The 20,142-nt window shown below is 62.2% G+C and carries 24 protein-coding genes and 1 riboswitch; of the genes, 8 read left to right on the forward strand and 16 right to left on the reverse strand.

The window, feature by feature from the left end; genetic code table 11:
- Positions 1 to 8: 8 nt before the first annotated feature.
- From ACR1XV_RS07765 to ACR1XV_RS07800, 8 genes are all read right to left on the reverse strand, one after another.
- Entirely contained in the window at positions 9 to 281 is a 273-nt protein-coding gene (locus ACR1XV_RS07765; protein WP_480529971.1) for a chaperone NapD, read from the reverse strand.
- Complete coding sequence (gene napF / locus ACR1XV_RS07770; RefSeq protein ID WP_480529973.1) at positions 278 to 787, reverse strand: ferredoxin-type protein NapF; 510 nt, start codon at positions 785 to 787, stop codon at positions 278 to 280. The genes ACR1XV_RS07765 and napF overlap by 4 nt, the downstream gene beginning before the upstream one ends.
- Positions 788 to 991: 204 nt before the next feature.
- A complete protein-coding gene (dxs, locus tag ACR1XV_RS07775; RefSeq protein WP_480529975.1) occupies positions 992 to 2,920 on the reverse strand; it encodes a 1-deoxy-D-xylulose-5-phosphate synthase in 1,929 nt (642 codons plus the stop codon).
- A 14-nt stretch (positions 2,921 to 2,934) separates the two neighbouring features.
- Entirely contained in the window at positions 2,935 to 3,801 is an 867-nt protein-coding gene (locus ACR1XV_RS07780; protein WP_480529977.1) for a polyprenyl synthetase family protein, read from the reverse strand.
- Positions 3,802 to 4,044: an exodeoxyribonuclease VII small subunit gene (locus ACR1XV_RS07785; protein ID WP_480529979.1), complete on the reverse strand. Its 243-nt coding sequence runs from the start codon at positions 4,042 to 4,044 to the stop codon at positions 3,802 to 3,804.
- Positions 4,041 to 4,967: a histone deacetylase family protein gene (locus tag ACR1XV_RS07790; RefSeq protein ID WP_480529981.1), complete on the reverse strand. Its 927-nt coding sequence runs from the start codon at positions 4,965 to 4,967 to the stop codon at positions 4,041 to 4,043. Before ACR1XV_RS07790 ends, ACR1XV_RS07785 begins: the two co-directional genes overlap by 4 nt.
- 67 nt (positions 4,968 to 5,034) lie before the next feature.
- On the reverse strand, positions 5,035 to 5,736 hold the full coding sequence (locus ACR1XV_RS07795; RefSeq protein ID WP_480529983.1) for a response regulator: 702 nt from the start codon (positions 5,734 to 5,736) through the stop codon (positions 5,035 to 5,037).
- Positions 5,733 to 6,245 (reverse strand): MarR family winged helix-turn-helix transcriptional regulator, encoded by a 513-nt coding sequence (locus ACR1XV_RS07800; RefSeq protein ID WP_480529985.1) that lies wholly within the window; start codon positions 6,243 to 6,245, stop codon positions 5,733 to 5,735. The genes ACR1XV_RS07795 and ACR1XV_RS07800 overlap by 4 nt, the downstream gene beginning before the upstream one ends.
- Positions 6,246 to 6,402: 157 nt before the next feature.
- Here ACR1XV_RS07800 and ACR1XV_RS07805 point away from each other — a divergent pair, with 157 nt between their 5' ends.
- The 4 genes from ACR1XV_RS07805 (at position 6,403) to ACR1XV_RS07820 (ending at position 9,235) form a co-directional block, all read left to right on the forward strand.
- Positions 6,403 to 7,269, forward strand: coding sequence for a branched-chain amino acid aminotransferase (locus ACR1XV_RS07805; RefSeq protein ID WP_480529987.1), 867 nt, complete (start codon positions 6,403 to 6,405; stop codon positions 7,267 to 7,269).
- Positions 7,270 to 7,377: 108 nt separating this feature from the next.
- Complete coding sequence (locus ACR1XV_RS07810; protein WP_480530674.1) at positions 7,378 to 8,328, forward strand: AraC family transcriptional regulator; 951 nt, start codon at positions 7,378 to 7,380, stop codon at positions 8,326 to 8,328.
- 111 nt (positions 8,329 to 8,439) lie between these two features.
- The gene (locus tag ACR1XV_RS07815) at positions 8,440 to 8,805 is read left to right on the forward strand and encodes a hypothetical protein (RefSeq protein WP_480529989.1); all 366 of its coding nucleotides are present in this window, start codon (positions 8,440 to 8,442) and stop codon (positions 8,803 to 8,805) included.
- 247 nt (positions 8,806 to 9,052) lie between these two features.
- Positions 9,053 to 9,235: a hypothetical protein gene (locus ACR1XV_RS07820; RefSeq protein WP_480529991.1), complete on the forward strand. Its 183-nt coding sequence runs from the start codon at positions 9,053 to 9,055 to the stop codon at positions 9,233 to 9,235.
- Here the strand turns inward: ACR1XV_RS07820 and cobO are convergent.
- The 5 genes from cobO to ACR1XV_RS07845 form a co-directional block, all read right to left on the reverse strand.
- Positions 9,232 to 9,831, reverse strand: a complete 600-nt coding sequence (cobO, locus tag ACR1XV_RS07825; protein WP_480529993.1) for a cob(I)yrinic acid a,c-diamide adenosyltransferase — start codon at positions 9,829 to 9,831, stop codon at positions 9,232 to 9,234. The two genes, ACR1XV_RS07820 and cobO, sit on opposite strands and share 4 nt — an antisense overlap.
- Before the next feature lie 58 nt (positions 9,832 to 9,889).
- The gene (locus ACR1XV_RS07830) at positions 9,890 to 10,825 is read right to left on the reverse strand and encodes a DMT family transporter (protein ID WP_480529995.1); all 936 of its coding nucleotides are present in this window, start codon (positions 10,823 to 10,825) and stop codon (positions 9,890 to 9,892) included.
- Between the two features lie 43 nt (positions 10,826 to 10,868).
- On the reverse strand, positions 10,869 to 11,531 hold the full coding sequence (locus ACR1XV_RS07835) for an HD domain-containing protein (RefSeq protein WP_480529997.1): 663 nt from the start codon (positions 11,529 to 11,531) through the stop codon (positions 10,869 to 10,871).
- The gene (gene aroC, locus ACR1XV_RS07840) at positions 11,515 to 12,615 is read right to left on the reverse strand and encodes a chorismate synthase (protein WP_480529999.1); all 1,101 of its coding nucleotides are present in this window, start codon (positions 12,613 to 12,615) and stop codon (positions 11,515 to 11,517) included. Before aroC ends, ACR1XV_RS07835 begins: the two co-directional genes overlap by 17 nt.
- A gap of 142 nt (positions 12,616 to 12,757) precedes the next feature.
- Positions 12,758 to 13,195, reverse strand: a complete 438-nt coding sequence (locus ACR1XV_RS07845; RefSeq protein ID WP_480530001.1) for a 6,7-dimethyl-8-ribityllumazine synthase — start codon at positions 13,193 to 13,195, stop codon at positions 12,758 to 12,760.
- Between the two features lie 71 nt (positions 13,196 to 13,266).
- Positions 13,267 to 13,416, reverse strand: a riboswitch (FMN riboswitch).
- Positions 13,417 to 13,471: 55 nt separating this feature from the next.
- Between ACR1XV_RS07845 and ACR1XV_RS07850 the strand changes: the two genes are divergently transcribed.
- Complete coding sequence (locus ACR1XV_RS07850) at positions 13,472 to 14,086, forward strand: FMN-binding negative transcriptional regulator (protein ID WP_480530003.1); 615 nt, start codon at positions 13,472 to 13,474, stop codon at positions 14,084 to 14,086.
- Between the two features lie 21 nt (positions 14,087 to 14,107).
- Here the strand turns inward: ACR1XV_RS07850 and ACR1XV_RS07855 are convergent, their stop codons facing one another.
- Positions 14,108 to 14,554 (reverse strand): c-type cytochrome, encoded by a 447-nt coding sequence (locus tag ACR1XV_RS07855; RefSeq protein WP_480530005.1) that lies wholly within the window; start codon positions 14,552 to 14,554, stop codon positions 14,108 to 14,110.
- Between the two features lie 489 nt (positions 14,555 to 15,043).
- Between ACR1XV_RS07855 and petA the strand changes: the two genes are divergently transcribed.
- Genes petA through ACR1XV_RS07870 form a run of 3 tightly spaced genes read left to right on the forward strand, consistent with a single transcriptional unit; the run spans position 15,044 to position 17,771 of the window.
- Entirely contained in the window at positions 15,044 to 15,628 is a 585-nt protein-coding gene (gene petA, locus ACR1XV_RS07860) for a ubiquinol-cytochrome c reductase iron-sulfur subunit (protein WP_480530007.1), read from the forward strand.
- An 11-nt stretch (positions 15,629 to 15,639) separates the two neighbouring features.
- The gene (gene petB, locus ACR1XV_RS07865) at positions 15,640 to 16,971 is read left to right on the forward strand and encodes a cytochrome b (protein ID WP_480530009.1); all 1,332 of its coding nucleotides are present in this window, start codon (positions 15,640 to 15,642) and stop codon (positions 16,969 to 16,971) included.
- 17 nt (positions 16,972 to 16,988) lie between these two features.
- Positions 16,989 to 17,771, forward strand: a complete 783-nt coding sequence (locus ACR1XV_RS07870) for a cytochrome c1 (RefSeq protein WP_480530011.1) — start codon at positions 16,989 to 16,991, stop codon at positions 17,769 to 17,771.
- A gap of 142 nt (positions 17,772 to 17,913) precedes the next feature.
- On the opposite strand, the gene mtaB is transcribed toward ACR1XV_RS07870, so the two are convergent.
- Together mtaB and dapF are read right to left on the reverse strand one after the other, a co-directional pair.
- Positions 17,914 to 19,170, reverse strand: coding sequence for a tRNA (N(6)-L-threonylcarbamoyladenosine(37)-C(2))-methylthiotransferase MtaB (gene mtaB, locus ACR1XV_RS07875; protein ID WP_480530013.1), 1,257 nt, complete (start codon positions 19,168 to 19,170; stop codon positions 17,914 to 17,916).
- On the reverse strand, positions 19,167 to 20,009 hold the full coding sequence (gene dapF, locus ACR1XV_RS07880; protein ID WP_480530676.1) for a diaminopimelate epimerase: 843 nt from the start codon (positions 20,007 to 20,009) through the stop codon (positions 19,167 to 19,169). The genes mtaB and dapF overlap by 4 nt, the downstream gene beginning before the upstream one ends.
- Between the last annotated feature and the right edge of the window lie 133 nt (positions 20,010 to 20,142).

Consider the following 20,142-nt stretch of genomic DNA (forward strand, 5'->3'; position numbering starts at 1 on the left):
CTCCGGCTTTATATCTGGCGGGAAGCGTTGAGGTGCGGACGGGTCTCCGCAAGGTCTTCGAAATGGTGATAGGTCAGGGACAGAGAGATCACGCCCGGGATCTGGTGCAGATCCATGATCGTCTCGGACGCCAGTTTTTCCGGCGTATCCTCGACCACGACAACAAGGCGGCCATCCTCGGCCGCCGCGTGAACTTCGGCCCCGTTCGTACGCGCGATCGCGTCCTGCGCGCTTTGGGTGGTTTCGGGGGTCACATGCACGAGGCATCCACAGATGTTCATAAGGCAACCTCCGGTGCGGGTGGGGTGTGGCGTTCAAAGCTGACCGATCCGGCGGGGCAGGCGCTGGCGCAGGCTCCGCATCCGGTGCAGTTGTCGGTGTCCAGAACGGGTTCGGCGCGGCCGCCTGTCTGAAGACGGAACCGGATGGCGTTGTGGTCGCAAACGTCCTGACAGACGCGGCAGCTGACACGGTTCATCGACAGGCACGAGGCGGACACCTTGGCGCGCCATGGCCAGTCCGCCATCAGATCGGCGTTGAGCGCGCCGGTGGGGCAGGCGCTGACGCAATCGCCGCAAAAGGTGCAGGGACCCGCTTCGAGCTGAACCACGGGCCAGCCTTGCGCGTCGAAGGTGATGATATCCTCGGGGCAGGCCTCGCGGCATTCGTCGCACTGCGTACACAGCCCGGTAAAATCAGGCTCTGCCCCCGGGGGGTAGATGGATGCCTTGTCGGACCGCAGCACTTCTCCCCGTAGAAATGCGCGGCGGCTGGCTAGCTTACTCATACGCTTGCGACCTTGTGCGGTGGGGCGGTGGTTGGATGCACCCCGAGTCTGCTGTTAGCGCAGGTGGGAAGGCTGCTACTTGACTTATGTCATTTCTGAAAAAGTTTATTTTTCAGGCAGGTTTGCATAATGGTGAGTCGAAAATACGTATTTCCGGGTGTTTTCAACGCCTCACACCAATCCGGGAATCGGCCCCGGCACCGCCTAGGCGCGTTTTTCGCCGATGGTCGTGACACCCAGAACCGAGAGCACCTTGGCCTCGATCTGTTCCGCATTCATGCCCGCGACCGCGTACATATCCGCGGGGCTGGCCTGGTCGATGAAGATATCCGGCAGCACCATCGAGCGGTATTTCAACCCCGCATCAAAGACGCCCTCATCCGCCAAGAGCTGCGCCACATGGCTGCCGAACCCGCCCACAGCGCCCTCTTCGATGGTGATCAGCGCCTCATGGTTCGCGGCCAGATCAAGGATCAGGTCCCGATCCAGCGGCTTGGCAAAGCGCGCATCGGCAATGGTGGGGGTGATGCCGCGGGCTGACAGAGCCTCGGCCGCCTTTTGCACTTCGGCCAGACGGGTGCCGAAGGACAACAGCGCCACCCGTGCGCCGGTCTGGATGATCCGGCCCTTGCCGATCTCAAGCACCTCGCCACGTTCGGGCAGGTCGACGCCCACGCCCTCGCCCCGCGGATAGCGGAACGCGATGGGGCCGTCATCATGGGCCACGGCGGTGACGACCATATGCATCAGTTCTGCCTCATCGGCGGCGGCCATCACCACCATGCCCGGCAGATTGGCCAGATAGGCGATGTCGAACGAGCCCGCATGGGTAGCCCCATCTGCCCCCACCAGCCCCGCGCGGTCGATGGCAAAGCGCACCGGCAGGCGCTGGATCGCCACATCATGCACCACCTGATCGTACCCGCGTTGCAAGAAGGTCGAATACATCGCGCAGAAGGGCTTCATCCCGCCTGCAGCAAGCGCCGCCGAGAAGGTCACCCCATGCTGTTCCGCAATCGCCACGTCGAAACAACGCGACGGGTAGCGCTCGGCAAACAGGTTCAGCCCGGTGCCATCCGGCATTGCGGCGGTGACGGCCACGATCTTGTCATCGCGCGCCGCTTCCTCGACCAGCGTCTTGCCAAAGACAGACGTATAGGACGGCGCGTTAGAGGGTGCCTTTTTCTGCTCACCCGTCACCACATCGAATTTGGCGGTCGCATGGCCCTTGTCGCGGGCCTGCTCGGCGGGGGCATAGCCCTTGCCCTTCTTGGTCAGCACATGGATCAGGATCGGCCCGGTCGCCTTCGCCTTGACCGCCCGCAGCACCGGCAGCAACTGGTCCAGATCATGCCCGTCGATGGGGCCCAGATAGGAAAAACCCAGCTCTTCAAACAGGGTGCCGCCCATGGCCATGCCTTTTAGCATCTCCTTGGCGCGCTTGGCCCCTTCGCGGAACGGTTGGGGCAGCAGCGACACCGCGCCCTTGGCGGCGGCCTTCAGCTCGTGAAACGGTTCCTCGGCATAGATGCGCGACAGGTAGTTGGACAGCGCGCCTACGGGGGGCGCAATGCTCATTTCATTGTCGTTGAGGATCACGATCAGGCGCTTCTTCAGATGGCCTGCATTGTTCATCGCCTCAAAGGCCATGCCCGCCGACATCGAGCCATCGCCGATCACCGCAATCGCATCCCCCAACCCCTCGGGCGTCACACCGCCCAGATCGCGCGCCACGGCAAACCCCAGCGCCGCACTGATCGAGGTGCTGGAATGGGCCGCGCCAAACGGGTCATAAGGGCTCTCGCTGCGCTTTGTGAAACCGCTGAGGCCGTCCTTCATCCGCAGGGTACGGATACGATCCCGCCGTTCGGTCAGGATTTTGTGCGGATAACACTGGTGGCCGACATCCCAGATGATCTTGTCCCGCGGCGTATCGAACACCGCATGAAGCGCCGTGGTCAGTTCCACCACGCCTAGACCCGCCCCCAGATGCCCGCCAGTGACGGAGACAGCCGAGATCGTCTCGGCCCGCAACTCCTGCGCCACCTGATGCAACTGCGCGTCCGAAAACTGCTTGAGGTCCGCAGGGCGGTTCACAAGGTCCAGCAGAGGCGTATTCGGGCGGTCAGACATATGGCGTTCCTGGCTTAGCTGTCCCGGGCAATAACGAAGCGGGCGGCGTCCTTCAAGGTTTCGGCGCGCGCGCCATAGGTGTCCAGCGCAGCGCAGGCTTCGTCGACCAGTTCCGTGGCACGGGTCCGCGCCGCATCCAAACCCAGCAGCGAAACAAAGGTCGCCTTGCCCGCATCGGCATCCTTCTGCAGCCGCTTTCCGGCCTTTTCGGCATCGCCCTCAACATCCAGAATGTCATCGGCGATCTGAAAGGCAAGGCCAAGAGCTTGGGCATATTGGCGCAACGGTTCCGGATCGACCTGTGCCAGCCGCGCGCCCGCGCAGGCCGCCCATTCGATCAGCGCACCGGTCTTCCCGGCCTGAAGCCGTGTAATCTGCTCCAGCGTCAGCGGCGCTGCCGCCGTTTCTGCCGCAATATCCAGCGCCTGCCCCAACACCATGCCCTGCGCACCGCTCGCCTTGGCCAATGTCAGAGCCAGTTCGGCACGTATTTCAGCGTCCCCGACCTGGGGCCGGGTGCAAAGCTCAAAGGCCAGCGTCTGCAGCGCATCACCCGCCAGAACAGCGGTGCCCTGATCCCATTTCACATGCACGGTGGGCCGTCCGCGCCGCAGGTCGTCATCATCCATGCAGGGCAGATCGTCATGCACCAGCGAATAGGCGTGCAGCGCCTCGATCCCTGCGGCAAGCCAGATCGCGCGGGTCCCGTCAACATCATGCAGTCGCGCGCTTTCCAGCACCAGAAACCCGCGCAGCCGCTTGCCGCCTTGCGCGGCATAAGCCATCGCGCGCGTCACATCCAGATCGTCAAACGCCCCCAGAACCAGATCAAAGTGATCCTGAATCCGCGCCGCATCCTGCGCCAGTTGCTCACGAAACATTTACTGACCGTCGACAGGTGTCGTCCCGGTCGGCTGCCCTCCGGCATCCAGAGTGATTGCGGCCACCTTTTCCTCGGCCCGCTTCAACTCATCTTCACAGCGCTTCTTCAGCGCCGCGCCGCGCTCGTACAAGGCAATCGACTGATCCAGAGCCACATCGCCGCGTTCCAACTGGCCGACCACGGCCTCAAGCTCTTTCATCGCCTGTTCAAATGTCATCTGATCTACGGGAGTATCGGTCATCGGGCTGCCTTCATCAGTTCTTCTACATGGGCGCGGGACGCCTCGGCCAGCGCGTTCAGATCATACCCGCCTTCCAGAGTCGAGACGATACGGCCCTCACACATCTCATCGGCGATCTTACACAGCTCGGCGGTCAGCCAGGCAAAATCGCCGGTGGACCAGTTGAGATTGGCCAACGGATCGTCCTGATGCGCATCGAAGCCGGCCGAGACAATGATCAACTCGGGCCGGAAAGCCCGCAGACGCGGAAAGGCCTGCGCCGCGTAGACGGCCCGCATCTCGGCCCCGCCGGTGCCGGGGGCCAGAGGGATATTCAGAACAGTGTCATGCACCCCGGTCTCATCCGGTCGCCCCGACCCGGGCCACAGCGGCATCTGCTGGCTGGTGATCACCAGCGCGCGGGCCTCATCCCACAACAGGTCCTGCGTGCCATTGCCATGATGCACATCGAAATCGACCACCGCCACGCGACTCAGCCCATGGTGATCCAGCGCATGTTTCGCGGCCAGCGCGGCATTGCCGAACAGGCAGAACCCCATCGCCGTCTCGGATTCCGCATGATGCCCCGGTGGACGAATGGCACAGAACGCATTCTGCACGTCTCCGCCCAGTACAAGATCCACCGCCCGCACTGCCGCCCCCGCCGCGCGATAAGCCGCATCGACCGAGCCCGGTGACATAAACGTATCGCCATCAATCTGCGTGAACCCGTCAACCGGCCTGCTGCGCCGTATCTCGTCGATATGGCTCTGCGGATGCACCCGCAACAGATCGTCCTCGGCGGCCAACGGGGCGGTGACGCGCTTCAGGTCCAATCCTTCCAGCGCATGCAACACATGTTCCAACCGCGCCACCCGCTCGGGATGTCCATCCGGTGTCACATGGCCCAGACAATCGGCATGGGTCAAAAGCGCGGTTGCCATCGGGATCCCCTCTTCATCTGGCTAAAAATATCCTCGCCGAAGGCAAGAATCGCCGCGCAGCGGCAAATCAATCAGGCGCCAGCATATACCCCGCGCCCCGAACGGTCTGCAAATAGCGGGGTTGCTTGGGGTCCTGCTCGATCTTGCGCCGCAGACGGGTGATCTGCACATCCACCGCCCGTTCCTGCGCCTGCCCCTTGTCGCGGCCCAGATCCTCAACCAGCTTGGCGCGGCTGATCGGCTCGCCGGGCCGGGCCGAGAAAATCTTCATCAACTGGCTCTCGGTCGCGGTCAGACGCACCGGATCCTCGCCCTGCCACATCTCTCCGCGCTCGATGTCATACCGGATGGGCCCCAGAGTCAGGATCTTGGCCGCGGTCTCCTGCGCCGGGGTCTCGGGCATCCGCCGCAGGATCGCATTGATCCGCAACAGCAACTCTTTGGGCTCGAACGGTTTGGCCAGATAATCATCCGCCCCGGCCTCAAGCCCCGCGATGCGATGCTCGGTCTCGCCCTTGGCGGTCAGCAGCAGGATCGGCGTTGCGTTGCTGTCGCGCAAGGCGCGGGTCAGGCTGACCCCGTCCTCGCCCGGCATCATCACATCCAGCACGATCAAGTCGAAATCCAGCCCCGACAGCACCCGTCGCGCATGGGCCGCATCCCGCGCGGCCGTCACCAGAAAGCCGCTGCGCATCAGGAACTTCTTGAGCAGGTCGCGGATGCGTTCATCATCGTCGACGATCAGCAGATGGGCGTCCATATCGCTCATGAGGTGGTATCCCGCAGTTTGGTATATGCACGACGCATATCAGCATCCATCATCGCTTCAAGCACTTTGCGAAACCCGGCCACCGCCTCGGGGCCCGCATCCTTGTAGGCGGCGCGCATCCGGGCGCGCTGGGCGTCCGACAGGGTGGCCTCCAGCGCGCTGCCCTTCTGAGTCAGAAATAGGTGTCGTTCGCGTTTGTCCACCGTTCCCACCCGGCTTTCGACCAACCCGTCCTCGATTAGCGCCCGCAATACTCGGTTCAGAGACTGTTTCGTCACCCCCAGGATCGCCAGCAGATTATTGACTGTCGTGCCCGGCGCGCGGTTGATGAAGTGAATTGCCCGGTGATGGGCGCGGCCATAGGCCATCTCGGCCAGAATGCGGTCAGGGTCGGCGGTAAAGCCGCGATAGGCGAAAAACATCGCCTCGATCCCCTGACGAAGCTGCTCATCCGTCAGAAACAAAAGACTTTCGCCGCCAAAAACCGGGGCAGGCCGGGTGTCGGACATGATGGGCCTCATGTGTTGCTGCGCCCGAGTTTATGTCAGTGTTGTTGACATTCCAAGAGCGAACAGGTATCGAATCGCAGAATTTGCGCAATTTTATGACCAGATCGGACTTAATTTGCGCAATAATTGTAAATCTAACCCGGCGCAGGAGGTTCGCATGGCGGGATATGATGATCGTGACGGTGTCATCTGGATGGATGGAGAGCTTGTCCCCTGGCGCGAGGCCAACGTGCACATCCTGTCGCACGCGATGCACTATGCCTCATCCGTGTTCGAGGGTGAGCGCGCCTATAACGGCAAGATCTTCAAAAGCCGCGAACATTCCGAGCGTCTGATCGCCTCGGCCGAGGCGCTGGACATGCCGATGCCCTATGACGTGGACCAGATCGAAGCCGCCAAGGACGAGGCGCTGAAAGCCAGCGGGTTGCAGGACGCCTATGTTCGCGTGCTGGTCTGGCGCGGCTCGGGCGAGGATATGGGTGTCGCGTCTGCCAAGAACCCGGTGCGGATGGCCATCGCGGTCTGGCCGTGGGGGGCCTATTACGGCGACGCCAAGATGCAGGGGGCCAAGCTGGACATTGCAGAATGGAAACGCCCCAGCCCCGAGACCATCCCGGTTCACGCCAAGGCGGCGGGCCTTTACATGATCTGCACCATCTCGAAGCACAAGGCCGAGGCTAAGGGCTGCTCGGACGCGCTGTTCATGGATTTCAACGGCAATGTGGCCGAGGCGACCGGCGCGAACGTGTTCTTCGTCAAGGATGGAGAGGTGCATACCCCGCTGGCCGATTGCTTCCTGAACGGCATCACCCGCCAAACGGTGATCGGGATGCTGAAAGACAAGGGCATCACCGTCCACGAACGCCGTATCAAACCGGAAGAGATGGCCGATTTCGAACAATGCTGGCTGACCGGCACCGCCGCCGAGGTCACGCCGGTCGGGCAGATCGGTGACTATACGTTCGAGGTCGGCGACCTGACCCGTGAGATCGCCGAAGACTACGAAAAGCTGGTCCGCGCCTGACCAACGAACCCCCGCCCCGGCGGGGGTTCTTGTTGCAGCCCGTGCAATTTTACGTGCAGAGCGTCCCGCTGGCTGGACGAACGCACGGAAACGCCTAACATGACGCCCATGTTGGACCTTCTCAGCGATATCCTCACCCGTCTGTCCCTGCGGGGCACGTTCTATTTCCGCACCTCCTTCACGCCGCCCTTCGGCATTCAGGTGCCTGCGTTCGAAAACGTGGCGCGGTTTCATTTCGTCCAGCGCGGCGAGATGAAAGTATATATCTCGACCACGGGCGAGACCCTGCGCCTGCGGCAGGGTGATCTGATCCTGATCCCCCACGGAGCGGCCCATGCCCTGCTGTGCAACGAGGTCAAGCCCGTCGATGCCCTGCCGCTGGAACAGGTGCTGGAACTGGCGGGTTATAACGGGGATGGCGTTCTGATCTATGGCGGCAACGAAGAAGAGCGCGATACGCAGCTGATCTGTGGCCATTTCTCGTTCACCGGTCCGGCGGGGCGCGGCGGCACCGGGCATATGCTGATCGACCGCCTGCCGCCCTATATTCTGATTGAGAATTACGGCGAAGAGGCCGGCGCCTGGATCGAGGCCACGTTGCGTATGATCGGATCCGAGGTATCGGGCGCGCGCATCGGCGGCGACCTGATCGCGCTGAAACTGTCCGAAGTGCTGTTTGCGCAGGCCATCCGCGCCTATCTGGAACACCAAAGCCCCGACGGCGCGGCGCTGGCCGGGTTTGCCGACCCCCGCATCTCGCGCGCGCTGACTGCGTTTCACCAGTCCCCGGCCGAGGATTGGAGCGTGGCGACCCTCGCGCGTGAGGCGGGGATGTCGCGCACCGCCTTTGCCCAGCTTTTTGCCGAGAAGATGGGCACCACGCCGATGCAATACCTGACCGACTGGCGGATGCAGATCGCCTGCCACGGGCTGACCGAAAGCCGCTGGAACGTGGCCGATGCGGCGGCCGAGGTCGGCTATGCGTCCGAGGCCGCCTTTTCGCGCGTCTTCAAGAAACAGGTCGGCCTGTCGCCCGCCGCGTACCGGGCGATGCATTGATCCGCCGGAACTTCTGAACGATCGGCAATATCTCTGAAACGATCTGGCCTGCACGGGTCCCGAATCCGGGCCTATCTTTGGGGTATCACTGTTTCAGGAAAGGAAGTTCTGATGTCCCTGCGTTTCGTCACCCGCTCGGTCCATGCGTATCTCGATTATCCCGTCGCCTTTGCGCTGATGGGGCTGCCGTTTCTGCTGGGGCTGGGTCAATCCAACCCGCTGGCGCTGTGGCTGTCGGTTGCCACCGGCGTTGCGGCTTTTGTGCTGACCGTGCTGACCGATCACCATCTGGGGATTTGGCGCGTCCTGCCCTATAAGTTCCATCTGGCCGTGGATCTGACCGTGGGCATCGTGTTCCTGCTGACACCCAGCCTGTTCGGCTTTTCGGGTCTGGATGCGTGGTTCTACTGGCTGAACGGTGCCGCCGTGGTGGCCGTGATCTCGCTGAGCGCGCCCGAGCAAACAGCGGCGGCGTGAGCCATCCCATACACTGCCCGTCGTTGTTTCGAGCCGCGCGTTGCCCACGCGCGGCTCATCATTTGGCACTAATACCGGCTTTTTTGGTGCTGAAACTTCACCCTTGAAAATTCCGACAAAAACAATCAGATATAACGCAACGCCAGATGCCCCGGCATCAAGCCCCGGCTTTCGGGGCGGTCAGTAGGCTTAGCAATGACGCGTGACGGCCCGCCACCGCCCCGGAAACGACCCTAAGGAGGCCCGCTTGCGCGACCGTTTCGAAGAACTGCTGGCTGATCCCTGCTGCACGTCCTGCGATTGCGATGGGCTGGCCTTGGACGTTGCGGCCTATCTGGATCACAAGACCTGTGACGCCGAACGCTGCCGCAGGCGCGATCACCAGAAACCGTCGACAGATCCAGCCGCAAAAGACGGATCGAAAGGTTAGAAATCCACCCCGCGCTGCGCCTTGATCCCGGCCTGAAACGGGTGCTTCTCTTCGGTCATTTCCGTCACAAGATCGGCGTAATCGCGCAAGTCCTGTGGTGCATCGCGCCCTGTAAGAAACACGCTGGTCTTGTCCGAGCGGGCCTTCAGCCCGTCGATCACCTGCGCGACCGAGAGGTACTCGTAACGCAGCGCGATGTTAATCTCGTCGAGAACGACCAGATCATACTCTCCGCTCTCCATCAGCGCGCGGGCCTTGTCAAAGGCGGCGTTGGCGGCAGCGATGTCGCGCTCGCGGTCCTGTGTGTCCCAGGTGAACCCTTCGCCCATCGTGTGCCATGTGACCAGATCGCGGTCCTCGAAGAACCGCCGCTCGCCGGTTTTCCACTTGCCCTTGATGAACTGCACCACGGCGACCTTCTGACCCCAGCCCAGCGCCCGGATCACCACGCCGAACGCGGCCGAGGATTTGCCCTTGCCCTTGCCGGTGTTGATCAGCACCAGACCGCGGCCGGGATCAACGGCCTCGGACACTTTCTTGCGGTGCTGGGCCTGCACCTTCTGCATCTTTTCCTTGTGGTCCTGCGCGTCGCTCATCGGGAAACCTCTGTTGATTGTCCGGCCCAAGGTAAGCGAAGTTCGGGAAAGGTAAAGATCAGCCTTTGGGATCGGTGACCGACCGCGCCTTGCCGCGTTCCAGCCCCAGTTGCCGTTCGCGCAGGATCACCAGCACATTGCCCGCGATCACCAGCGCCGCCCCCGCCAGCATCACCAGAGTCGGCAATTCGTCGAACCAGACATAACCGATAACGATGGCAAACAGCATCGTGGTGTAATCATAGGGCGCCAGCATCGACGCCTGCCCGAACCGATAGGACGAGGTGACAAGGATTTGCGCCACACCCCCGGTCAGGCCCATGGCGATCAGCGTGGCGGCGTGCTGCCAGTTCGGCATCGTCCAGCCCCAGAACGCGGTCAGCCCCGACAGCAGCGTGGCGGTCAGGGAGAAATAGAACACGATGGCGGCGGGGTGGTCGACCTGCACCAGCTGGCGGATGTGAATCTGCACAAAAGCGCGCGCGATGGTCGCCGCCAGCACGCAGAGCGCGCCGATAGTGGCCGTAGCCTCGATGTTGTTGCCCCCCAATCTGGGCCAGATCATGATCAGTACCCCAAGTAGGCCGATGGCCACCGCGCCGATGCGGATCAACCGGATACGCTCGCCCAGCATTACGGCGGCAAGGATCAGGGTGAAGATCGGCGTGGCATAGCCGATCGCGGTCACCTCGGGCAGCGGCAGCAGGCTGAGGCCGGTGAAGGTCAGGCCCATGGCGCTGGTCCCAAGAACGCCGCGCCAGAAATGGCCCATGGGTTTCCTCACCACAAAGCCCTGCGCCAGTTCCCCGCGCAAGAGCAGCCAGCCGATGATGACGGGAATCGCAAACAGAGACCGGAAGAACACCATCTGGCCCGGCGGGAACTCGGCCGACAGCGCCTTGACCAGCGCACCCATCGAGGTGAACAGGAACAAGGCACACAGCTTCAGGACCACGGCCAGGACGGGTCGATGCGATGTTAAGGGTTTTGCCATTGGCGCGAACCTGCGCTTTTACGGCCAAAAGATCAACGGTTGGCTAGGGGGCTTTCCAATCCGCTGGCAGCGTGGCCGCGATTTCCCGGGCGAATTGCTCCAGAAACCGCAGCATGACATCCACCCGGTCCTGCGCCATGGCCCGCCCCGCATCGGTCAGCATGTCTCCGGGCAGCGTCAGCAGTTTCACCTTCCAGTGATCGATCGAGTAACGCAGATCATCCAGCGGGCGGTTCTCGGCAAAAGGATCTGCAGAATCGTAAAGTGCTCGCCCCAGCGCGCCTGCTACCGAAAAAGTACGCGCGATCCCGACCGCGCCCAACGCGTCCAGACGGTCTGCGTCGCGCAGAATGCGGGCCTCGGGCGTTTCCGGGGGGATCTGGGCCGAGAAACTATGCGCTTCAATCGCGTGTTGCGCGGCAGCGATGCCGGCCGATGAATAGCCCAGTTCCCGCAGAATAGGCTCTGATTTCACCGCAGATTGCCGTGAGGCCAGATGGTTTTCAGGGTCGTTCTTGGGCAGGTTCACCAGATCATGCAGATAGCTGGCCGCCAGCAGAACCGCCCTGTCGGTATCTGCATCCGCAATGGCCTGCGCGTTGATCCAGACCCGGTCCAGATGCGCAAGATCATGCGCCGGATCGGTTTCCATCCGCTGGGCAACAATGCCGCGCAGGCGGGTGCGCAGATCAGCCGATATGCCCACGATTCTCGCCGATCTGACCGCGATGCAGCAGCAGGTGATCGAGGATCACGCAGGCCATCATCGCCTCACCGACCGGCACGGCGCGGATGCCGACGCAAGGGTCGTGGCGGCCCTTGGTGATGATCTCGGTCTCTTCGCCGGACTTGGTGATGGTCTTGCGGGTGGTCAGGATCGATGAGGTCGGTTTGACCGCAAAGCGCACCACGACATCCTGCCCGGTCGAGATGCCGCCCAGAATGCCGCCCGCGTGGTTTGAGCTGTATTGCGGGCCGTTCTGGCCCATGAAAATCTCGTCTGCGTTGGCCTCTCCGGTCAGTTCGGCGGCGGCCATGCCCTCGCCGATCTCGACGCCTTTGACCGCGTTGATCGACATCATCGCGGAGGCCAGATCAGTGTCTAACTTGGCGTAAACCGGCGCACCGATCCCGGCGGGAACGCCGCGGGCCACGACCTCGACCACGGCACCGACCGAGTTGCCGGATTTGCGCAGGTCGTCCAAATAAGCGGCCCAGTTCTTGGCGGCCTGGGCATCTGGGGTCCAGAAGGGGTTCTGTTCGATCTGCGACCAGTCGAAATTGGCGCGATCAATCTTGTGCGGGCCAATCTGCGTCATATAGCCGGTGATCTGCACATTCGGCGCGATCTGTTTGATGGCCTCGCGGGCCAGCCCGCCAGCGGCGACGCGGGATGCGGTTTCACGGGCCGAGCTGCGCCCGCCACCGCGATAGTCGCGGATACCGTATTTCTGCCAGTAGGTGATATCCGCGTGGCCCGGACGGAACTTGTCCATGATATCGCCGTAGTCTTTCGAGCGCTGATCGGTGTTCTCGATCATCAGTTGGACCGGGGTTCCGGTGGTCTGGCCCTCGAACACGCCGGACAGGATTTTCACCTGATCGGGTTCACGCCGCTGGGTGGTGAACTTGTTCTGCCCCGGTTTGCGCTTGTCCAGCCAGTGCTGGATCGTCGCTTCGTCGATTGTTACGCCCGGAGGGCAGCCATCCACCGTCGCGCCCAAGGCGGGCCCGTGGCTTTCGCCCCAGGTGGTGACGCGGAAGAGATGTCCGAAACTGTTCATCGACATGGGGCGTGCTCCTTTGCGGGGTTGTGATTAGCGGGGAGAGCCCTTGGCCTCAAGTGGATTTGCATGTGGAAAGCGGGGGAGGGGGCGCTGCCCCCGTCGCGCAGGCGCGACTCCCCCGAAGTATTTTTGAACAGAAGAAGGATCAGGCCGCTTTCAGGGCCAGCCGGGTTCTTGTGATGCTGAGCGCAGCTTGCGCGGCCTCGCGGCCTTTTTGCACGAAATGATCGCGGTAGATGGCGTTGTGGTGGTCGGTTTCCTGATACTGGTGCGGGGTCAGCGAGACCGACAGTATGGGTATGCCGGTGTCGAGCCCCGCGCGCATCAGGCCGTCGACCACGGCTTGAGCCACGAAATCATGGCGGTAGATGCCGCCATCCACCACAAAGGCGGCGCAGGCGACCGCGGCGTAGCGTCCGGTTTGGGCCAGATCGCGGGCCAGAAGAGGCATCTCGAACGCGCCCGGGACGTCAAAGACGTCGATCTGGTCGGCGGGGATGAGTTCTAGGAACCCATCCAGCGCGCGGTCAACGATGTCGGAATGCCAGTTGGCTTTGATGAAAGCATAGCGGGTGTGTGTCATGGTGATCTCCTTTCGCAACAGACACGTCACCCAAGGCGATCACGGGCAGACGCGCCGCTGTGCGACGCGCTGCACGTTCTCTTTCATCCGGACTATGACCGTCGGCTCTGGCGTCTCACCAGATCTGCTGACACCTCGGATGATCCGAAGCCGCTCGCGGGCTTACGGGTCGCAGCCCGCATACCGCCGGTGGGGAATTTCGCCCCGCCCTGAGAACAGAACGGACCTTGCCAAGGACCGCTGTGCTCTGCAAGAGATTTGACAGGAGGACCGCCGATGCACCCCAACCCTGCCTTCCGCGCCGAGGACCGCGCGCGTCATATCGCCTTTGCCCGCGACCGGGGTTTTGGTGTGTTGGCCGTCTCTGGCACCGAGGCGCCATTGTTGAGCCATGTGCCGTTTCTGCTGAGCGAGGATGCAACGCTGGCCGAACTGCATCTGGTGCGGTCGAATCCGATTGTACGGGCGCTGCAGCAGGCCCAGCCTGCGCGGATCGCGGTGTCGGGGCCTGATAGCTATGTCTCGCCCGACTGGTACGGGATCGAGGACCAGGTGCCCACCTGGAACTATGTGGCGGTGCATCTGGCAGGCCGTTTGGAATTGCGGCCCGCAGAGGAGTTGAGGGCGTTGCTGGATCGGCAGTCCGCGGCGTTTGAGAACCGTCTGCTGCCTAAGCCGCCCTGGATGACGCGCAAGATGACCGCAGAGGCGCTGGACAGGATGATGCGGATGATCGTGCCTTGCCGTCTGGTGATCGGGGATATTCAGGGCACCTGGAAGCTGAGCCAGAACAAACCGGATGCGGTGCGGCAAGCGGCGGCGGATCAGGTTGATGCCAGTGGCATCGGATCGGAGATCGGGCAATTGGCCGCGCTGATGCGCGACCTTTGATCGTCGCCCGGTGGTTCGGGCTTATTGGTCGCTGAACGTGACCAGATAGGCCGCGATATCCTCGGCCCCTTTCTTCAGCTTGACGCTCATGTTCGGGCGGGCCTTCTCGTCGTCGAGATAATCCTTGATGAACCCGATCGGGTCTTTGGAATAGGCCGCGATGTTTTCTTCGGTCCAGACCAGCCCTTCTGCGCCCGCGCGGATCATGTCGTCGGTGAACATGCCAACAGGCAGGCGTTCACTGCCGTTCAGGTAGTCATATTCGGTGCCAGCTGTGCGCCCGACCACCCCATAGAGATTCGGGCCTGTGATGCCGCCTTTGACCAGAACCTCACCGTCCTTGATGATCGCGTGGCAGGAGGAACAGCGATTATAGAGCTTTTCGCCTTTCGCGGGGTCGCCTGCGGCCTGAGCATGACCGGATGTGACGAGCGCAAGCAGCGCGGCGATGGCTGTGATCTTTGACATGGCTTTTCCCGTGTTGCGAGTTGGAGTTGCGGATCGGGTTGGACGGCTCGCGCATAAAGTGCAACAGAAATCTGGAGGGAACCGGGACCCGTGAAATATCTATTTTGGACTAGTTATTTACGAGGCCCTTCTTCGTCTGAAAATTGAAAACACGCTGGCAAATCCGTGACGAGACCTGGGCGACACCGCGCCATTTTTAAGGCCCCGCGATTGCCGGATGAAAGATGCGGCGTCGCCGGTAGGCACGTGCCGAATCATCTGCCGGATGATTCGGTGGTTTTTGTGGGGTCCACCGCCGAAACCGGGCGCAGAACTTGAAATTTCACCCCTTCGTAGTGACATGAATGCCCGGATGCGGCGTAGTGCGCGCCTTTGACCGCTGGACGAACCGATTTCTCCCGGCTAGATAGCCGCGATATGATGCCGCTTTGATGCGGTGCTTATGCATGTTTGCCCGAAACCCCGGGCGTCGGAATCGGAGAAAACCTCGTGTCCCACGCAGAAGACCACGAAGGCACCCGCAGAGATTTCCTCTACTACGTCGCTGGCGGCGCAGGTGTCGTTGCGACGGGGGCAGCCGTTTGGCCCCTGGTGAATCAAATGAACCCATCGGCAGACGTTCAAGCGCTGTCGTCGATCCGCGTGGATGTCAGCGGGGTCGAGCCGGGTACGCAGCTGACCGTGAAATGGCTGGGTAAACCCGTCTTTATCCGTCACCGCACCGGTGCCGAAATCCAGAAGGCGCAAGAGCAGGATGCCGAAGGTGTCGATGCGCTGCCAGATCCGCTGGCCCGCAACTTCAACCAGCCGGCGGATGCGCCTGCGACCGACGCCAACCGCGTGATGCCCTCGCCCGAGGGCGAAGCGCCCGGCGCGTGGATCGTTCAGATGGGTGTCTGCACCCACCTCGGCTGTGTGCCGCTGGGCGATGCCGGTGATTTTGGCGGCTGGTTCTGCCCCTGCCACGGCTCGCACTATGACCTTGCCGGTCGTATCCGCAAAGGCCCCGCGCCTGAAAACCTGCCTGTCCCGCCCGCCGAGTGGGTCGACAACAGCACCATCAAACTCGGCTAAGGGAGACCCAGATGTCCGGAATTCCCCACGATCATTACGAGCCGAAGACAAACGGCGAGAAGTGGCTGAACAGCCGCTTGCCCGTTGTCGGCCTGATTTACGACACCATCATGATCCCCACCCCCAAGAACCTGAACTGGTGGTGGATCTGGGGCATCGTCCTGGCGTTCTGCCTGGCGCTGCAAATCGTCACCGGTATCGTTCTGGTGATGCACTATACCCCGCATGTTGATCTGGCCTTTGCCAGCATCGAACACATCATGCGCAACGTGAATGGCGGCTATATGCTGCGCTATCTGCACATGAACGGCGCGTCGCTGTTCTTTGTTGCGGTTTACATCCACATCTTCCGTGGCCTGTTCTACGGCTCGTACAAAGCCCCGCGTGAGATCACGTGGATCGTCGGGATGCTGATTTACCTGATGATGATGGGCACCGCCTTCATGGGTTATGTTCTGCCTTGGGGCCAGATGTCCTTCTGGGGTGCGACCGTGATCACCGGCCTGTTTGGCGCGATCCCCTTTGTTGGTGACGCGATCCAGACCTGGCTGCTGGGCGGACCCGCGGTGGACAACGCCACGCTGAACCGCTTCTTCTCGCTGCACTACCTGCTGCCGTTCGTGATTGCGGCGCTGGTCATCGTGCATATCTGGGCCTTCCACACCACTGGCAACAACAACCCGACAGGTGTTGAAGTGCGCCGTGGCTCGAAAGCCGAGGCCGAGAAAGACACGCTGCCCTTCTGGCCCTACTTCGTGATCAAGGACCTGTTTGCGCTGGCCGTGATCCTCGTGGTGTTCTGGGCGATTGTGGGCTTTATGCCGAACTATCTGGGCCACCCCGATAACTATATCGAGGCCAACCCGCTGGTCACGCCTGCACACATCGTGCCCGAATGGTACTTCCTGCCGTTCTACGCGATCTTGCGCGCCTTCACCGGTGAGGTCTGGGTTGTGCAATTCGCCAGCTTCATCACTGGTGGCATCATCGACGCCAAGTTCTTTGGTGTGATCGCGATGTTCGGTGCCATCCTGGCGATGGCGCTGGCACCGTGGCTGGATACCTCGAGCGTGCGGTCGGGCAAGTACCGTCCGATGTTCAAATGGTGGTTCTACCTGCTGGTCATCGATTTCTTTGCCCTGATGTGGCTGGGTGCGATGCCCGCCGAGGAGCCCTATGCGACCTTCTCGCTGATCGCGTCGGCTTATTGGTTCGCCTATTTCTTCGTGATCCTGCCGATCCTTGGCGTGATCGAGAAGCCCGAGGCGCAGCCCGAGACCATCGAAGAAGACTTCAACGCGCATTATGGCAAGGCTGATGCCGACGCCACGCCGGCCGAGTAAGAAGAGGGACCGGAATCATGTTCAAGAAACTTGCAATCGGTGCCGCGTTTGCCTTGGCCCTTGCGCCCGCCTCGACCTTTGCGGCAGGTGGCGGTGAGCAGCATATCGAGGACTTCCAGTTCTCGTTCGAGGGCCCGTTCGGGACCTGGGATCAGAACCAGCTGCAACGTGGTCTTCAGATCTATACCGAGGTCTGCGCGGCCTGCCACGGCCTGCGCTATGTGCCTCTGCGGGATCTGGAAGCGCTGGGCTATTCGGAAGAAGAAGTGATCGCCTATGCGGCGGGCAACTTCGAAGTGTTCGATCCCGAGCTGGATGATTTCCGTCCGGCCATTCCGACCGACCACTTCCCAGCCAATGACGGTGTTGGCGCGCCGGACCTCAGCTTGATGGCCAAGGCCCGCGCGGGCTTCCACGGGCCCTACGGTCTGGGCATCAACCAGCTAGTCAAAGGTATGGGTGGCGCGGAATACATCGCCTCGCTGCTGGATGGCTATACCGGTGAGGAAAAGGAAGAGGCCGGCACGGTTCTTTATGAGAACAAAGCCTTCCCTGGCGGCTGGATTTCGATGGCCCCGCCGCTGTCGGATGAGCAGGTCGAGTTTGCCGATGGCCACTCGAACTCGGTCGAGCATATGTCGGAAGACGTTTCCGCCTTCCTGATGTGGGCGGCCGAGCCGAAGATGATGGATCGCAAGAATGCAGGCTTTGTCGGTGTTCTGTTCCTGACCGTTCTGTCGGTGCTGCTGTATCTTGTGAACAAGCGTCTGTGGGCACCCGTGAAGGGCAAGAAAGACTAAAGCGTTCTTCTATCCGCTTGATGAGAGCCCCCGCGCCGCTGGCCGCGGGGGTTTTTTGTTGAGAGCGAGTTGAAGGGGCCAGCCCCTTCTTGGCCTGCGGCCAATTCATCCCCGGGATATTTTTGGCCAGATGAAGGGTGGATCAGGCCAGCAGTTGGGTTGCTGTGTGTCCGGTGATCGGGGCGTGGACGATTTGGCCTTCGGGTTGGGGGGTGGTGAATGTGACCTCGGCGAATTGTTCGGTGCGGCCCATATGGGGGTTTTCCATCAGTATGTGATGGGTCTTTCCCGTCTGGGCTGCGAGGTGTTTGGCGATCTGCTTGTCGCCGGCTGCGCGCAGGCGAGCGGCGCGGGCTTTGATGATGGTGCCGTTGATCTGCTGCGGGATGCGGGCGGCGGGTGTGCCTTCGCGTTTGGAGTAGGGGAAGACGTGCAGCCAGGTCAGGTTGCAATCGGTGACGAGCTTCAGCGAGTTCTCGAAATGCGCCTCGGTCTCGGTCGGGAAGCCTGCGATGATGTCGGCACCGAAGGTCATGTCGGGGCGCAGCTTGCGGGCCTCTTCGGTAAAGCGGATGGCGTCGTCGCGCAGGTGGCGGCGTTTCATGCGTTTGAGGATCAGGTCATCGCCATGTTGCAGCGACAGGTGCAAATGCGGCATCAGGAGCGGCTCGGTCGCGATGGCCTGCATCAGGTTCTCATCTACTTCGATCGAGTCGATGGAACTGATCCGCAGGCGCGGGAGGTCAGGCACCAGCCTGAGGATGCGCATCACCAGATCGCCCAGTTTGGGCTGCGCGGGCAGGTCTGCCCCCCATGAGGTCAGATCGACCCCGGTCAGCACGACCTCGTTATAGCCCCGGTCCACCAGCCGTTTGATCTGATCCACCACCACCCCCGCAGGCACGCTGCGCGAGTTGCCGCGGCCATAGGGGATGATGCAGAAGGTACAGCGGTGGTCGCAGCCATTCTGGACCTGCACATACGCACGCGACCGCGTGCCGAAGCCATCGATCAGGTGGCCTGCGGTTTCGGTGACGGACATGATGTCGTCGACCTGCACCGCCTCGGTCTGGCCGATGAAATCGGCGGCCATGCCCTGCCAGGTTTCCGGGCGCATTTTTTCGGTGTTGCCGATCACCGCGTCGACCTCGTCCATCCGGGCGAAGGTTTCGGGTTCGGTTTGAGCGGCACAACCGGTCACGATCAGGCGCGCATCGGGGTTGTCGCGCCTTAGCTTGCGAATCTCCTGCCGGGCCTTGCGCACGGCCTCGGCGGTGACGGCGCAGGTGTTGATCACCACGGCATTGCCCAGACCGGCCTGCTGCGACAGTTCCTTCATCGCCTCGGTCTCATAGGCGTTCAGACGGCAGCCCAAAGTGGTGAATTTGGGCGGATTCATCCAAGCGCCCTCAGAAAGTCCGGCGTCAGCGTGCCCGAAAAGACATGCGCCGTGGGTCCGGTCATCCAGACGCCATCCTCACGCCAGTCGATCCGGATTGTGCCGCCATCCAGATCAATCCGCACCTTGCGCCCGGTCAGCCCGCGCCGTGCGGCGGCCACGGCGGTCGCGCAGGAGGACGAGCCCGAGGCCAGCGTGATTCCAACGCCGCGTTCCCACACGCGCATACGGATGTGGTCGGGCCCGATCGCCTGCGCCACCTGCACATTGGTGCGCTCGGGGTAGAGCGGATGATATTCGTACCGCGATCCGAATTCGGCCAGTGGGATGGCCTCGGCGTCCTCGACGAAAAACGTGCAGTGCGGGTTGCCCATGCCGGTGGCCGTGGGGCCGCCCTCAATCGGCAGCTCCAGCGTATCCACATCTTCGGCCAGCGGGATGTCGCGCCAATGGGTCTGCGGCTGGCCCATGTTGACCGAGGTCAGCCCATCGCCCGCATCCCGGGCGTGCAGGGTGCCGCGTTCGGTGGTGAGTGTCAGGTCGGATGCCCCGGTCTCGTCCATCAGGAACCGCGCGATGCACCGCGTGGCATTGCCGCAAGCGGCCGAGCTCGAACCGTCGGCATTATAGAACACCAGATGCGCATCAGCCTCGCCGGTTTCGATCACGGCGAGCTGATCGAACCCTACTCCGAACTGCCGGTGCCCGATTCCCTTTGCCAGAGCCGGGGTGATCGGCACAGACTGGGCCCGCGCGTCGACAATGACGAAGTCATTGCCTAGCCCGTGCATCTTCATAAAGGGCAAACCGGTATCGATTGAGCGTTGCATGGCGGGCATATAACGCCGGGTCTGAAATGAATCCACCCCGCCGCGCAGATTCCTGAAAAAAGGGCTTGACCCCCCCGCGCCACCTGCCTAATTAGGCCGCCTATCGGGGCGCTGGTATCCTGTTGAATGCTGGCGAAACGAG

Source organism: Ruegeria sp. AD2(2025) (assembly GCF_056542385.1).

Excerpts from the sequence above, each read along its gene's own strand:
- ACR1XV_RS07795 (WP_480529983.1), bottom strand. The coding sequence starts at position 5,736 with ATGAGCGATATGGACGCCCATCTGCTGATCGTCGACGATGATGAACGC.
- dxs (WP_480529975.1), bottom strand. The coding sequence starts at position 2,920 with ATGTCTGACCGCCCGAATACGCCTCTGCTGGACCTTGTGAACCGCCCT.
- petB (WP_480530009.1), top strand. The coding sequence starts at position 15,640 with ATGTCCGGAATTCCCCACGATCATTACGAGCCGAAGACAAACGGCGAG.
- dapF (WP_480530676.1), bottom strand. The coding sequence starts at position 20,009 with ATGCCCGCCATGCAACGCTCAATCGATACCGGTTTGCCCTTTATGAAG.
- ACR1XV_RS07815 (WP_480529989.1), top strand. The coding sequence starts at position 8,440 with ATGTCCCTGCGTTTCGTCACCCGCTCGGTCCATGCGTATCTCGATTAT.
- aroC (WP_480529999.1), bottom strand. The coding sequence starts at position 12,615 with ATGTCGATGAACAGTTTCGGACATCTCTTCCGCGTCACCACCTGGGGC.
- ACR1XV_RS07830 (WP_480529995.1), bottom strand. The coding sequence starts at position 10,825 with ATGGCAAAACCCTTAACATCGCATCGACCCGTCCTGGCCGTGGTCCTG.
- ACR1XV_RS07850 (WP_480530003.1), top strand. The coding sequence starts at position 13,472 with ATGCACCCCAACCCTGCCTTCCGCGCCGAGGACCGCGCGCGTCATATC.
- ACR1XV_RS07845 (WP_480530001.1), bottom strand. The coding sequence starts at position 13,195 with ATGACACACACCCGCTATGCTTTCATCAAAGCCAACTGGCATTCCGAC.
- ACR1XV_RS07800 (WP_480529985.1), bottom strand. The coding sequence starts at position 6,245 with ATGTCCGACACCCGGCCTGCCCCGGTTTTTGGCGGCGAAAGTCTTTTG.
- ACR1XV_RS07780 (WP_480529977.1), bottom strand. The coding sequence starts at position 3,801 with ATGTTTCGTGAGCAACTGGCGCAGGATGCGGCGCGGATTCAGGATCAC.
- cobO (WP_480529993.1), bottom strand. The coding sequence starts at position 9,831 with ATGAGCGACGCGCAGGACCACAAGGAAAAGATGCAGAAGGTGCAGGCC.
- ACR1XV_RS07805 (WP_480529987.1), top strand. The coding sequence starts at position 6,403 with ATGGCGGGATATGATGATCGTGACGGTGTCATCTGGATGGATGGAGAG.
- ACR1XV_RS07810 (WP_480530674.1), top strand. The coding sequence starts at position 7,378 with ATGTTGGACCTTCTCAGCGATATCCTCACCCGTCTGTCCCTGCGGGGC.
- ACR1XV_RS07785 (WP_480529979.1), bottom strand. The coding sequence starts at position 4,044 with ATGACCGATACTCCCGTAGATCAGATGACATTTGAACAGGCGATGAAA.
- ACR1XV_RS07855 (WP_480530005.1), bottom strand. The coding sequence starts at position 14,554 with ATGTCAAAGATCACAGCCATCGCCGCGCTGCTTGCGCTCGTCACATCC.
- ACR1XV_RS07870 (WP_480530011.1), top strand. The coding sequence starts at position 16,989 with ATGTTCAAGAAACTTGCAATCGGTGCCGCGTTTGCCTTGGCCCTTGCG.
- mtaB (WP_480530013.1), bottom strand. The coding sequence starts at position 19,170 with ATGAATCCGCCCAAATTCACCACTTTGGGCTGCCGTCTGAACGCCTAT.
- napF (WP_480529973.1), bottom strand. The coding sequence starts at position 787 with ATGAGTAAGCTAGCCAGCCGCCGCGCATTTCTACGGGGAGAAGTGCTG.
- ACR1XV_RS07790 (WP_480529981.1), bottom strand. The coding sequence starts at position 4,967 with ATGGCAACCGCGCTTTTGACCCATGCCGATTGTCTGGGCCATGTGACA.
- ACR1XV_RS07765 (WP_480529971.1), bottom strand. The coding sequence starts at position 281 with ATGAACATCTGTGGATGCCTCGTGCATGTGACCCCCGAAACCACCCAA.